This is a genomic window from Pseudomonas sp. MSSRFD41, assembly GCF_014230245.1.
Taxonomy (GTDB): Bacteria; Pseudomonadota; Gammaproteobacteria; order Pseudomonadales; family Pseudomonadaceae; genus Aquipseudomonas; species Aquipseudomonas piscis.
On record NZ_JACKZK010000001.1, the window covers coordinates 677,939 to 691,230 of the forward strand.

13 protein-coding genes are annotated in these 13,292 nt (G+C 65.7%); 5 read left to right on the forward strand and 8 right to left on the reverse strand.

The genetic code is table 11. The features are described from left to right. Window positions 1-2 precede the first annotated feature (2 nt). The 4 genes from creB (at window position 3) to H7A76_RS03220 (ending at window position 3,785) form a co-directional block, all read left to right on the forward strand. On the forward strand, window positions 3-686 hold the full coding sequence (creB, locus tag H7A76_RS03205) for a two-component system response regulator CreB (RefSeq protein WP_185697167.1): 684 nt from the start codon (window positions 3-5) through the stop codon (window positions 684-686). Continuing rightward, window positions 686-2,104 (forward strand): two-component system sensor histidine kinase CreC, encoded by a 1,419-nt coding sequence (gene creC / locus H7A76_RS03210; RefSeq protein ID WP_185697168.1) that lies wholly within the window; start codon window positions 686-688, stop codon window positions 2,102-2,104. Before creB ends, creC begins: the two co-directional genes overlap by 1 nt. 135 nt (window positions 2,105-2,239) lie before the next feature. Beyond that, window positions 2,240-3,616 carry a cell envelope integrity protein CreD gene (creD, locus tag H7A76_RS03215; protein ID WP_185697169.1) on the forward strand — a complete coding sequence of 459 codons (1,377 nt, stop codon included), beginning with the start codon at window positions 2,240-2,242 and terminating at the stop codon, window positions 3,614-3,616. Beyond that, window positions 3,609-3,785 (forward strand): hypothetical protein, encoded by a 177-nt coding sequence (locus tag H7A76_RS03220; RefSeq protein WP_185697170.1) that lies wholly within the window; start codon window positions 3,609-3,611, stop codon window positions 3,783-3,785. Before creD ends, H7A76_RS03220 begins: the two co-directional genes overlap by 8 nt. On the opposite strand, the gene H7A76_RS03225 is transcribed toward H7A76_RS03220, so the two are convergent. Beyond that, the gene (locus H7A76_RS03225; protein ID WP_185697171.1) at window positions 3,782-4,411 is read right to left on the reverse strand and encodes a glutathione S-transferase; all 630 of its coding nucleotides are present in this window, start codon (window positions 4,409-4,411) and stop codon (window positions 3,782-3,784) included. The genes H7A76_RS03220 and H7A76_RS03225 overlap by 4 nt on opposite strands. Before the next feature lie 105 nt (window positions 4,412-4,516). Between H7A76_RS03225 and H7A76_RS03230 the strand changes: the two genes are divergently transcribed. Then, window positions 4,517-4,939, forward strand: a complete 423-nt coding sequence (locus H7A76_RS03230) for a hypothetical protein (protein ID WP_185697172.1) — start codon at window positions 4,517-4,519, stop codon at window positions 4,937-4,939. On the opposite strand, the gene H7A76_RS03235 is transcribed toward H7A76_RS03230, so the two are convergent. The 7 genes from H7A76_RS03235 to H7A76_RS03265 form a co-directional block, all read right to left on the reverse strand. Continuing rightward, window positions 4,917-5,105 (reverse strand): hypothetical protein, encoded by a 189-nt coding sequence (locus H7A76_RS03235; RefSeq protein WP_185697173.1) that lies wholly within the window; start codon window positions 5,103-5,105, stop codon window positions 4,917-4,919. The two genes, H7A76_RS03230 and H7A76_RS03235, sit on opposite strands and share 23 nt — an antisense overlap. Next, window positions 5,102-6,223 carry a PepSY domain-containing protein gene (locus tag H7A76_RS03240; RefSeq protein WP_185697174.1) on the reverse strand — a complete coding sequence of 374 codons (1,122 nt, stop codon included), beginning with the start codon at window positions 6,221-6,223 and terminating at the stop codon, window positions 5,102-5,104. The genes H7A76_RS03235 and H7A76_RS03240 overlap by 4 nt, the downstream gene beginning before the upstream one ends. A 62-nt stretch (window positions 6,224-6,285) precedes the next feature. Further along, the gene (locus H7A76_RS03245; protein WP_185697175.1) at window positions 6,286-8,715 is read right to left on the reverse strand and encodes a TonB-dependent siderophore receptor; all 2,430 of its coding nucleotides are present in this window, start codon (window positions 8,713-8,715) and stop codon (window positions 6,286-6,288) included. Between the two features lie 154 nt (window positions 8,716-8,869). Continuing rightward, window positions 8,870-9,847 (reverse strand): FecR family protein, encoded by a 978-nt coding sequence (locus H7A76_RS03250; protein ID WP_185697176.1) that lies wholly within the window; start codon window positions 9,845-9,847, stop codon window positions 8,870-8,872. Continuing rightward, on the reverse strand, window positions 9,844-10,362 hold the full coding sequence (locus tag H7A76_RS03255; protein ID WP_185697177.1) for an RNA polymerase sigma factor: 519 nt from the start codon (window positions 10,360-10,362) through the stop codon (window positions 9,844-9,846). The genes H7A76_RS03250 and H7A76_RS03255 overlap by 4 nt, the downstream gene beginning before the upstream one ends. A 249-nt stretch (window positions 10,363-10,611) precedes the next feature. After that, entirely contained in the window at window positions 10,612-11,319 is a 708-nt protein-coding gene (locus H7A76_RS03260) for a PolC-type DNA polymerase III (RefSeq protein ID WP_185697178.1), read from the reverse strand. Continuing rightward, window positions 11,316-13,250: a putative nucleotidyltransferase substrate binding domain-containing protein gene (locus H7A76_RS03265; RefSeq protein WP_185697179.1), complete on the reverse strand. Its 1,935-nt coding sequence runs from the start codon at window positions 13,248-13,250 to the stop codon at window positions 11,316-11,318. Before H7A76_RS03265 ends, H7A76_RS03260 begins: the two co-directional genes overlap by 4 nt. Window positions 13,251-13,292 lie beyond the last annotated feature (42 nt).

Consider the following 13,292-nt stretch of genomic DNA (forward strand, 5'->3'; position numbering starts at 1 on the left):
CCATGCCTCATATCCTGATTGTCGAAGACGAAGCGGCGATTGCCGACACCCTGGTTTTTGCCCTGCAGGGCGAGGGCTTCAGCACCACCTGGCTGAGCCTTGGGCATGCAGCCCTGGAGTACCAGCAGGCGACCCCGGCGGACCTGGTCATCCTCGATATCGGCCTGCCGGATATCAGCGGTTTCGAAACCTGCAAGCAACTGCGGCGCTTCAGCGAGGTGCCGGTGATGTTCCTCAGTGCCCGGGACGGCGAGATCGACCGGGTGGTGGGCCTGGAGATCGGCGCCGACGACTACGTGGTCAAGCCCTTCAGCCCGCGGGAAGTGGCGGCCCGGGTCAGGGCGATCCTCAAGCGCATGGCGCCGCGCCCGGCACCGGGGCCGGAAGCGGCGGCGTTGTTCACCGTCGATCCCGAGCGGGTGCAGATCAGCTATCGCGGCCAGGTCCTGAGCCTGACCCGGCATGAGTTCCGCCTGTTGCAATGCCTGCTGGAGCAACCCGAGCGGGTGTTCAGTCGCGAGCAACTGCTCGATGCCCTGGGGGTGATGGCGGACGTGGGTTACGAGCGCAACATCGACAGCCATGTGAAGAGCCTGCGGGCCAAGCTGCGCCTGGTGGCGGCCCAGGCCGAACCGATCCAGACCCATCGCGGCCTGGGCTACAGCTACAGCCCGAGTCACGCCTGATGACCCTGGGCCTGCGGATTTTCCTGGTCTACCTGCTGTTCATCAGCTTCACCGGTTATTTCGTGCTGAGCACGGTGATGAAGGAGATCCGCCCCGGGGTGCGCCAGTCCACCGAGGAAACCCTGGTGGACACCGCCAACCTGCTGGCGGAGATCCTGCGCGACGACTTCAAGGCCGGCACCCTCAGCGAGAACCGCTGGCCGCAACTGCTGCGGGCCTATGGCGAGCGCCAGCCGGCCGCGACCATCTGGGGCCTGCCGAAGAACCAGGTCAACCACCGGATCTACGTGACCGATGCCCGGGGCATCGTGGTCCTGGATTCCAGCGGCCTGGCGGTGGGCCAAGACTACTCGCGCTGGAACGACGTCTACCTGACCCTGCGCGGGCAGTACGGCGCACGTTCGTCACGGGCGGTGGCCGATGACCCGAATTCTTCGGTGATGCACGTGGGCGCGCCGATCCGCGACAACGGCCAGATCATCGGCGTGGTGACGGTGGCCAAGCCCAACAGTTCGTTGCAGCCCTATGTCGACCGCACCGAGCGGCGCCTTGTGTGGTACGGCGCCGGGCTGATCGCCATGGGCCTGTTGTTCGGCGCCTTGCTGTCGTGGTGGTTGAGTGCCGCGCTGCGGCGCATGACCGCTTATGCGCTGGCGGTGAGCGAAGGGCGGCGGGCCGAGTTGCCGCACTATCGCGGCGGCGAGATGGAGCAATTGGCCACGGCGGTGGAGCGCATGCGCACCCAGCTGGAAGGCAAGGCCTACGTCGAGCGCTACGTGCATACCCTGACCCATGAACTGAAAAGCCCGCTGGCGGCGATCCGCGGCGCGGCGGAACTGCTCCAGGAAGACATGCCCCAGGCCCAGCGCCAGCGCTTCGTCGGCAATATCGACAGCGAAAGCGCACGCATGCAGCAGTTGATCGAGCGCCTGCTGAACCTGGCCCAGGTGGAGCAACGCCAGGGCCTGGAGGAACGGGTCAAGGTGCCGCTGGCGCCCCTGGTCCAGGACTTGCTCGACAGCCAGCACGGGCGTATCGAAGGCAAGCAGTTGCAGGTGGAGCAACAGGTGCCGGCGGAGCTGGCCTGGTCCGGCGAGCCCTTCCTGCTGCGCCAGGCCCTGGGCAACCTGCTGGCCAATGCCCTGGACTTCAGCCCGGCCCAGGGCTCGCTGCGCTTCTCTGCCCGGCATATCGAAGGCGGCGTGGAGCTGGAGCTGTTCAACCGAGGCGAGCCGATTCCTGACTACGCTCTGCCACGCCTGTGCGAGCGTTTTTATTCCCTGCCGCGCCCGGACAGCGGGCGCAAGAGCACGGGCCTGGGGCTGAACTTCGTCGACGAGGTGGTGCAGTTGCATGGCGGCCAACTGCGGATCGCCAACGTGCCCGGCGGCGTCCAGGTCACCTTGCGCCTGCCTTGACCTGCGGATCAGGCGAGGGAGCGAACACCCTCGTCACAAAGGCCTTGGGGATTCTCCACAGAGTCTCCACACGGGCTCCATAAAACCCCCATGGTGGCACCCCAGACTCTCCTGCATTCACACAGGGAGAGCCCCATGAATCGAAATCTGTCCTTCAAGCTCGGGGCCATTGCCCTGTTGATCATCTTGTTGATGATCCCGTTGCTGCTGATCAGCGGCCTGATCGGCGAGCGCCAGCAACTGCGCGACGGCGTGCTCGAGGATATCGCCCGCAGCTCCAGCACCCAGCAGCAGCTTCGCGGCCCGGTGCTGGTGGTGGACTACCGCAAGACCGTGCGCACCTGGAAGACCGACGAGAAGACCAAGAAGCGCTATCAGGAGGTCGGCGAAGAGCAGGGGCGCCTGTTCTTCCTGCCGGAGCAGTTCGAGCTGGACGGCAAGGTCCAGACCGAGCTGCGCGCCCGGGGTATCTACGAGGCGCGGCTGTTCCATGCCGACAACCACATCAGTGGCCAGTTCGTGGTGCCCGAGCAATACGGGATCAAGGAGGATTTTGCCGACTACCAGTTCGACCAGCCATTTTTGGCGGTGGGCATCAGCGATATCCGTGGGATCGAGAATGCCCTGCAGCTGCAACTCAACGGCCAGGTCCTGGACTTTGCCCCGGGCACTTTCGTCAGCTGGCTGGATGAAGGGGTGCATGTGGTGCTGCCGCCCCTGGACCTGAGAAAGGCCAGTCGCCTGGACTTTGCCTTCGACCTGCGCTTGCAGGGTACCGGCCAGTTGGCGGTGCTGCCGGTGGGCAAGACCAGCAAGGTCCTGCTGACGGCCAATTGGCCGCACCCGAGCTTCATCGGCAACTACCTGCCGGTGCGTCGGGAAGTCACCGAGAAAGGTTTCTCGGCCCTCTGGCAGACCTCGTTCTTCTCTACCAACCTGGAGCAGGCCATGGAGCGTTGCGCATTCGGCAGCCAATGCCAGGGCTTCGACAGCCGCAGCTTCGGCGTGAGTTTCATCGACCCGGTGGACCAGTACCTCAAGAGCGACCGGGCGATCAAATACGCCTTGTTGTTCATCGGCCTGACCTTCGCCGGTTTCTTCCTCTTCGAAGTGCTCAAGAGCCTGGCGGTGCACCCGATACAGTACGCCCTGGTGGGCGTGGCGCTGGCGTTCTTCTACCTGTTGCTGCTGTCGTTGTCCGAGCACCTGGGCTTCGAGCTGGCCTATGGCGTGTCGGCCGCGGCCTGCGTGGGGTTGATCGGTTTCTATGTCAGCCATGTGCTGCGCAGTTGGCGTCACGGCGCGATGTTCGCGGGCGCCCTGGCTGCCTTGTACGGCCTGCTCTACGGCTTGTTGAGCGCCGAGGACTACGCGCTGCTGATGGGCTCGTTGCTGTTGTTCGGCCTGTTGGGCGTGTTCATGGTGCTGACCCGCAAGCTGGACTGGTACGGCGTTGGCCAGCGCAAGGAGACGCAACCGCTGCACTTCGACCTGGGGGCGATCCGTGAGTAGGTCGTTGGGGTTGCGTGAGGATCAGCGCCAGCGGGAGCACCTGGCGCTGCGGATTGCCGGATTGTTTCCAGCCGATGCCTGGTGGCTGCTGCGCCAGTCGGCAGGTTCCGGAAAGCCGCTCGGGCCAGGCGCTGCGCGGCGCCCCGAGCCGGACCGGTTGACCGATTAGGCCGGGGGTTGGGTCGCCAGCATCGAGGCGCGCTCGCTGGCCTCGGCATACCAGGCGGCGAGCCGGGGCTGGGCCTGGCGCCATTGCAGGTTCGGATGGCGGAAGTCCAGGTAGCCCAGGGCACAGGCGACACTGATGGCGGCGATGTCGAAGTGGCTGGCCAGTTCGGCGATGGCCTCGGCTTCCAGTTCCGCGAGGCCGCGATGGATCTTGTCGCTTTGACCTTCGATCCACGACTGCGATTGTTGGTCGGGGGTACGCAGGATCTGCTCGTAGCGCACCAGCAGCGAAGCATCCATGATGCCGTCGGCCAGGGCGGCGAGGGTCAGGCGCCGCCAGCGGGCCGAACCCTTGCGGGGGATCAGCGGATGGCCGACGTGCTGCTGGTCGAGGTAGTCGAGGATCACCCGGCTGTCGTACAACACCTGGCCGTCGGCCAGGCGCAGGGCGGGAATCTTGCCCAGCGGGTTGTCCTGGTTCAGCGTGGCATCGGGCTTGATCGGCGTCATCTGGCAGTCGTGCAGGGCGACTCGATCCAGCTGCCCGGTCTCGTGCAGCAGCACCATGACCTTGCGTACATAGGGTGATGCCGGGTTGTGGAACAGCGTCATGCTGGGGATGGACATGAATATTCCTCGTGGATAGGGGAGCGCAGGCTCTCGCCCGGGGATCTTAGCGCAACTGTTGATACTGGCTACAGGTGCGTAGGTGATGTGGACAAGGAGTGGTGAATGCGCGGTTCTTACCTTCGGCACGGGCTGATCAGCCTGGCCCTGACCTTGCTGGGGGCCCTGACGGTGTACCTGGCCCTGCAATACGAGGTTCGCCGCAAGGGCGAAGGCGAGCCGGAGCTGATCATGGCGTTCGCCTACATGGCCTGGTACTGGGCCTTGCCGGCGCTGGCGCTGCCGGCCCTGGGCTGTGCCCTGCTGGGCCTGCGCGGCCCGGCCCGGGTGACCCGCCCCTGGCGCTGGGGCCTGGCCGCCAGTTATGTACCGTTGCTGGGGCTGGCGCTGTTCAGCGTGTTGGTGGCCATCGAGGCGCTGCTGGAAAACCGCGGGTTCATCCCGGTGATGCTGGTCGGCCTGGTGCTGTCCATGTACCTGTGGCGCGGTTTTCCGGCCGCCGGGGTCACGCCGCGCCCTGGCGCTTGAACAGGCCGCGCAGGGCGATCAGCGCCGGCAGGCCCAGGCCGATCCAGCTCAGGCTGTCCCACAGGCCGTCGCCCAGCAATGCCGCGAACAGCCCGGCGGCGCTGAGCAGGCCGATGGCCAGGGGCGCGGCGAAGACCTTCCAGGAGCTCGCTTGACGGCGTTTCATGGGCGCACCTGCGGTAACGGCCGGGTGGCTCGACGTCGGACGATCCACAGGTACAGGCCGCTGCCCAGAACGACGATGGTCAGCACGTCCATCACGGCCCACAGCACCTTCATCGGCATGCCGCCGTAGTCACCGAAATGCAGCGGTTGCGACATGCCCATGGCATCCATGTACCAGGGGCGGCCGGCCACGGCGGTGACCTCCAGGGTGCTGGCGTCGATCAGCACCGGGGTCAGCAGGTGCGAGGTCAGGTGGCTATCGCCCTTGAGGAACACCGCATAGTGATGCTCGCTGGAGAAGCGTGTGCCGGGGAAGGCGATGAAGTCCGGTTGCATGCCCGGGGCCGCGTCCCGGGCGATGTCCAGCAGGCGACTGGCCGGGGCCAGAGTTTGCAGCGGCGGCGCATCGCGGTAGGGCGCGACCATCGCCGCGAGGCTGTCGTTGCGCCAGGCGGCGATGATCAGGTCGGCGCAGGCGCTGATCACCCCCGTCACTCCCACCACCAGGGCCCAGGTCAGGGTCACCACGCCGATCAGGTTGTGCAGGTCGAGCCAGCGCAGGCGGCGGGACTTGTCCTGGCGCACGGTGGCGAACTTCAGGCGACGCATGAACGGCAGGTAGAGCACGGTGCCGGAGATGAGCGCCAGCACGAACAGCACGCCCATGAAGGCCAGCAGCAACTTGCCCGGCAACTCGGCGAGCATGTCCACGTGCAGGCGCAGGATGAACATCATCAGGCCGTCATTGGCCGAGGGCGTCTCCAGTGCCTCGCCGGTACGGGCGTCGAGCATGAAGGTATAGGAAAGGTTGGGGTCGGTGTCGGCGGTCTTGGCCATGATGGTGGTCACGCCGTTGGGCTCGTCTTCGTCCCAGCCGAAGTACTGCAGGACCTCGCCCGGCCGATGGGCCTCGGCGGCCTTGACCAGTTGCTGCAAGTCCAGGCGCGGCGTGTCGGCGGGCATCTCCCGCAACTCGGGGGCATTGCCCAGCAGGTGGTCGATCTCGTGGTGGAAGATCAGTGGCAGCCCGGTGAGCGCCAGCATCAGCAGGAACACCGTGCAGATCAGGCTGGTCCAGGTGTGGATGAAGGACCAGCGGCGGAGGGTTGTGCTTTTCATTCATTAGCCTTCAGGCACGCGAAGGCCATCCTGCTGGATGGCCCGGTCGTTAACTCAGCGGGTTACCACTGGTAGGTGGCGCTGGCGACCACGCTGCGCTGATCGCCGAAGTAGCAGTACGACCCATCGCAAGTGGAGATGTAGTCCTTGTCGAACAGGTTGGTGGCGTTGAGTTTCAACGACGCCCCTTTCAAGCTCTTGTCCAGGCGGCCGAGGTCGTAGTGCACGGAGGCATCGAACACGGTGTAGGCGTTGGCCTTGCCCAGCCAGGTGTTTTCCTGGTCGCCGTAGGTATTGCCGGTATAGCGCGCGCCAGCACCGATACCGAAGCCATCCAGCACGCCGTCGTGCCAGGTGTAGTCGGCCCACAGCGAGGCTTGCTGGTTCGGCATCCGTTGCAGGCGGTTGCCCTTGTAGAGGCCTTTTTGTATCTCGGACTTGGCCAGGCTATAGGCGGCGATGACCTTGAGGTTGTCGGTCACCTCGGAGACCGCCTCCAGTTCCAGGCCCTTGACCTTCACTTCACCGGTCTGGCTGGTGATCGACTTGCCACCTGCACCGATGCTGGTTACCTGGACATTCTTCTGGGTCAGGTCGTAGACCGCTGCGCTCAGCAGAGTGTTCGAGCCTGGCGGCTGATACTTGATGCCCAGCTCCCACTGCTTGCCTTCGGTAGGTTTGTACGACTCGAGCGGGTCGGCGCTGGCATTGCTCGCCGGCTGGAAGGATTCGGCATAGGACAGATACGGCACGAAACCTGAGTCGAATACATAGCTGAGCGCCGCGTTGCCGCTGAAGTTCTTGCTGCGATCCGTGTTGGTCACGTCTTTCTTGTTGAAGTAGGTGGTGCCCTGGTGCACCCAGTCTTCACGCCCCCCGAGGCTCAGGCGCCAGTTGTCCAGGGCCATCTGATCCTGCACGTACAGGCCGGTCTGGACGGTTTTCTGGTTGTAGTCGTAATAGGCGCCGGAGCGCGCCGGGCGCACGATCGGCTGGCCGTAGATCGGGTTGAAAATGTTGGTTTTGCCGCCGTCGCCGTAGATCGACAGATAAGAGGTGTCGGAGCGCTGGTGGTCCAGGCCGAGCAGGACGGTATGGCTGATGTCGCCGGTGGTGAAGTCGGCCTGGAAGTTGTTATCCACGGCGAATTGGCCGATGTCCTCGTTGACGTTGGTCGAGGTCCGGCTGATGTTGCCCGCCGCGTCGGCTGGCGAGTAGGCGTAGGAACCCACGGTCAGTTGCTGGAAGGACAGCTCCGACTTGGTGTAGCGCAGGTTCTGGCGGAACTGCCAGACATCGTTGACGCGATGTTCAAAGGCGTAGCCCAAGGCGTAGTAGGTTCGGTCGTAGAACTCGTAGTCCGGATCGCCCAGGTTCTTGTGGTGGGAGACCTTGCCCAGTGGTGACTTGATCTTGGTGCCCTGGATCGGCATGAACTGGCTGGTGGCGCCGGTATCGTCGCGGGTGAACTGCGACAGCAGGGTCAGCTTGGTATCGGTGTCGATGTTCCAGGTCAGGCTGGGAGCGATGTTGTAGCGCTTGTTATCGATGTGGTCGACCTGGGTCCCGGCATCGCGGACTACACCACTGAGTCCATATAGGAACCGGCCTTCGTCATCGATCTTGCCGGTGCTGGCGAAGTTGAGCTGGCGATAGTTGTCGCTGCCGTATTGCAGTTGGATGGAGTGGCTGGCTTCGGCACTAGGGCGCCGGCTGACCATGTCCAGCAAGCCGCCCGGAGGCGTCTGGCCGTAGACCGAGGATGCCGGGCCGCGCAGCAAGGCCAGGCGGTCGAGGTTCCAGGTTTCGGCTTTCGGGTTGGCGTACACGCCCCGTGGCAGTGGCAGGCCGTCGAGGAACTGGGTGGGTTCGAAGCCGCGTACCAGCATCCAGTCGTAACGGGTGTCACTGCCGTAGCTGGCGGAGACGATGCCGGGCATGTAGCGCACGGCGTCATCGAGGTTCTGCACGGCGCGGTCGGTCATCTGCTGGCGGGTGGCGACGGAAATCGAGCGCGGCGCCTCCACCAGCGAGGTGTCGGTCTTGGTGCCGGCAGCGGTACGGCTGGCGACGTAGCCTTCCACCGGCCCCCAGGCACTTTCATAGGCCTGCTGGCCACTGATATTGGTTTCCGGCAGGGCCACGACGCCGTCCGGTGCGGCCACCAGGCTGTAGGTCCCGGCGCTGCTGTGTTCCAGCTGCAGGCCGGTGCCGCGCAGGGCTTCGCGCAGGGCGCCGGCGGCGTCGAACTGGCCCTGGACCGGGGCCGAGGTCTTGCCGGCGGCCAGGGACGGATTCAGGCTCAGGGCCAGGCCGGCCTGGCTGGCGATCTGGTTCAGGGTGCTGGCCAGGGGCGCCGCCGGCAGGTTGTAGGCGCGCACGCTGGAGGACTGCTCGGCCGCCATCAGCAACGGGCTGGCCAGGGGGGCGTTCAGGGCAATGGCAATGGCCAGCAGGCTGGGGCGCAACAGGGTGTCTAGGGGGCGGGACATACGGCGGCTCCTGGATGGAAATGTTTCGCAATTGCCTATGAGCCGGACGAGATTCGAAAAGTGATAGGGCGAATTGAAAATAATTTAGATTTGCGAAAAAAGGGCAGTCGCCCGCCGGCTCCAGGACAGGTCGGAGCCGGCGGGGAGGAGGACTTCAACGCTTGGGATCGGCCTTGGCGACGACGTTGATCCACCAGGCGGTGCGCCGCTCGATCTGCACCGGCAGGGTCGGCAGCAGGGCGTCGAGCGCCAGGTCGGTGTCGTGCAGCGGGAAGCTGCCGGTGATGCGCAGGTCGGCCACTTCGGGGGCGACGCCCAGGTAGCCGTGGCGATAGCGACCCAGCTCCTGGATCAGGTCGCCCAGGCGGACGTTGTCCACCACCAGCATGCCCCGGCTCCAGGCATCGGCGCCCTGGGCCAGGGCCTGTGGCGCTTGCAGGCCATCGCGCTGCATCAGCACCTGCTGGCCTTCCTTGAACACTTCTTCGTCCTGGCCTTCCTGGGGCCGTGCCGCCACCGCCGATTGCAGCACGCCCAGGCGCGTGCCCCGGTCTTCGCGCTTGACCAGGAACCGGGTGCCCAGGGCCCGAAGCCGGCCGTCGCGGGTTTCGACGATGAACGGGCGACTGTCGCCGTGCCCGGTTTCGATCAGGACCTCGCCTTCCTGCAGGATGATGCGCCGTTGCTTGTCGTCGAAGCGCACGTCCAGCGCGCTGTGGGTATTGAGGTTGACCAGGGTGCCGTCGGACAGGCGCAGCATGAGCTGCTCGCCGGTACCGGTGCGCTGGTCGGCCAGCCAGTAGTCCAGCGGCAGGTAGTGCTGTTCGAGGAACAGCGCCAGTCCTCCCACCAGCACCACGCTGGCGATCCCGCGACCCAGCTGGCGCACGCGCCGGCGCAGGCCTTCGCGCGATTGCACCAGGGCATTGCGCGCTGGGCCGGGAGCCAGGCTGAAACGTTGATCGAGCATGCCCAGTTGGCGCCAGGCGCGGGCGTGTTCTTCATGGGCGGCATGCCATTTGGCGAACTCTTCGTGCTCCAGGGCACTGCCGCCGCCGGCCAGCGACAGCTGCCAGGCGATGGCGGCGTCCAGCACCCGGGCGGATACCGGCTTGGAACTGATGGGGGTCATGTCGGCTCTCCGTAGAGGGCGATGTAGCATTGGCGGATGCCCTGGGCCAGATACTGGCGGACCCGGGGCACCGAGACCCCGAGACGGGTGGCGATCTCGGCGTGGCCCAGGCCATCGAGGCGGCTGTAGAGAAAGGCCGCGCGGGCCTTGCTCGACAGCTTGTCGAGCAGACGGTCGATAGCCTTGAGGTCTTCGAGGATCACTTGCTGTTCTTCCGGCGAGGGCTGTTCGGCCTCGGGGATCAGCCACAGCTCGTTGAGATAGGCCTGTTCCAGGGCGGCGCGGCGGAAATGATCGAACAGCAGGCCCTTGGCCACAGCCACCAGGAAGGCCCGGGGCTCGCGGGGGGCCTTGAGTTCTTCGCGGCCCAGCAGGCGCACGAAGGTGTCCTGGCTCAGGTCTTCGGCGCGCTGGGCGCAGGCCACGTTGCGTCGCAGCCAGGCCAGCAGCCAGCCACGGTGGTCGCGGTACAGCTCACCAACCAGCTCATTGCGGGGGCTTGGGACTGACGACAACGGGAACCACTCAGGGAGAAGTTTAAAATAACGAGAATGATTCGCGATTGTGACAGAGGCGAAACAGTGGCGCAATTCACGCTGGTCGGCTGTCTTGTCGCTGAGGATGGCGGGTGCCCAAGACAAGGACCCTGTTGTGGCGAGGACGCAAGCACGCCCAAGGCGTTGTGCCAGCTAGCCCCGGGACTCAGGTGCTACGACTGCTGCGCGACCGAGCGGGAGCCTGCTCCCTCGCCACAGTGCGGTGGATCAGAAGGAGGGAGCCTGCCGGCGGCGTTTCCACTGGCCCAGGCGCTGTTGCAGGTTCAAGGGACTGTGGATCTGTTGCTGGCGTGCGCGGTGAAACAGGATCAGCGCCAGCTCGGCGGTGGCCAGGGCGTCGGCCGCTGCGTGGTGACGCTCCACCACCTGGAGCTTGAAGCCGTTGATCCAGTCATCCAGGCCGGCGTCGCGGATATGGAATTCGGGGCACAGCAGGGGCGCCATGTCCGCCACGTCGAGAAAGTCGTGCTGCAGGCGGTAGCCCAGGCTGTCCTTCAGTGCTCGGCCGAGCATGTGCTGGTCGAAGGGCGCATGGAACGCCAGTAGCGGGCTGTCGCCGACGAACTCCATGAAATCCAGCAGGGCCTCGACCGGATCGCTGCCGGCCGCGATGGCGCTGGGGCCCAGGCCATGGATCAGCACGCTGGGGCTGAGCTTGTGGCCCTCGCGCTGCAAGGTGCGCTCGAATTGCTGGCGGAAGTCGATGGCGCCGTCCTCGATCGCCACGGCGCCAATGGACAGGACCTGGTCGCGATTGAGGTTCAGGCCGCTGGTCTCCACGTCCACCACCACCCAGCGCTGTTCGCGCAGGCTGCCGTCGCCCAGTGGCGCGAAGGCTGGCAGGCGCTCGCGGCGCAGTTGCTGTGCGCTGCTCAAGGCGCTGGCGGCGGGGCGGAACCAATCGAACAGGCTCATAGCTGGTACCGCAGGGCCAGGCTGCTTTGCAGGCGCTGGGCCTGGCGCAGGGATTCACGCAGGATGCGCCGGTCCAGGTGGTTGAGGCTGTCGGGATCTAGTCGGTTGGAGTAGGGCTGGTTGTCCCGGGTCTGGCGCTGGTGCTGCTGCATGCGGGTCTGCTGGATGAAGTGGTAGGCCTCTTCATAGGCGGCGCCATCCAGTGGCTCGATGACTTGCCTGGACACCAGCTGGCGCAAACGCTCCAGGGTGTTGATGGCGCCGATGCCGTTGGCCAGGGCCAGCAGCCGGGCGCCGTCGACGAAGGGCGTGAGGCCCTGGACCTTGAGGTCGAGGGTGGCTTTCTCGCCGTTCTTTTTGGCCAGCACGAATTCGCGAAAGCGCCCCACCGGTGGCCGCTGGCGCAGGGCGTTCTCCGCCAGCATGCGCTGGAACAGGCGATTGTCGGCCACTTGGTCGAGGATCCCGCGACGCAGGTGTTCGGCGCCTTGCTCGTCGCCCCAGACCACCCGCAGGTCGAAATAGATGCTCGAGCCCAGCAGGTTCTCCGGGGTCGCCTCGCGGATGAACGCCGCGAAGCGCCGGGCCCACTCGGCACGGGACAGGCACAGCTCGGGGTTGCCGGCCATGATGTTGCCCTTGCACAGGGTGAAGCCGCACTGGGCCAGGCTGTGGTTGACCTGCTGGGCGATAGGCAGCAGCTTGCCGCGGATCTCGGCGGCGTGGGCCGCGTCCCGGGCCTCGAACAGGATGCCGTTGTCCTGGTCGGTGTGCAGGGTCTGTTCGCGCCGGCCTTCGCTGCCGAAGCACAGCCAGCTGAAGGGCACGCCCGGGTCGCCCTTGTCGGCCAGGGTCAGCTCGATCACCCGGCACACGGTGTGGTCGTTGAGCAGGGTGATGATGTGGGTGATCTGGGTCGACGAGGCGCCGTGGGCCAGCATGCGTTCCACCAGTTGGCCGATCTCGCCGCGCAGGGCCACCAGGTGCTCCACCCGTGGGGCATTGCGGATGGTCCGCGCCAGGTGCACCAGGTCGACCCGTTGCAGGGAGAACAGATCGCGCTCGGACACCACGCCGCACAGGCGCTGTTCCTTGACCAGGCAGACGTGGGCGATGTGGCGCTCGGTCATGGCGATGGCCGCGTCGAAGGCGCTGTGGTCCGGGCTGAGGAAGAACGGCGCCTGGGTCATGTGGCGTTCGATGGGGTGGTCAAGGTCCTGGCTGCCGTCGGCCACCACCTGGCGCAGGTCGCGCAGGGTGAAGATCCCCAGGGGTGCCTTGTGCTCGTCCACCACCACGATGCTGCCCACCTGCTGTTCATGCATCTGCGCCACGGCTTCGCGCAGTGGCGTGGCCGGCGAGCAGGTCACGGGATGGCGCATGGCCAATTCGCCGAGGCGGGTGTTCAGCGAGTATTGGGTGCCGAGGGTTTCCACCGCCTTGCGCTTGACCTGCTGGTTGACCTGGTCGAGCAGGCTGCTGACCCCACGCAGGGCGAAATCGCGGAACTCCGCCGACAGGGCGAACAGCTTGATGAAGGCGCCCTTGTTCAGTTGCAGGCAGAAGGTGTCTTCGGCGGCCCGGTGTTCGGTGCGGGTGGCTCGCTCGCCCAGCAGCGCGGCCAGGGGAAAGCATTCGCCGGTGGTGATCTCGAAGGTGGTCTCGGTGCTGCCCTTGGCGGCGTGGGTACGTTCGCCCACCACCCGGCCCTGCTTGACGATATAGAAGTGCTCCACCGGGCCGTCGGCCGGCTTGATGATGCTGTCGCCGGGGCCGTAGAAGCGCAGCTGGCATTGTTCCACCAGGTAGGCCAGGTGCAGGTTTTCCATCTGGTTGAAGGGCGGGAAACGTTGCAGGAACTGCACCGTGCCCTGGATGTTCTGCAGTACCGCGGTCTTCCCGGCCTGGGTGAAGGCGTCCGTTTTACTCATGACGATTACCGCAATCTTCTTGGATTTGTTGTGTTCGGATCC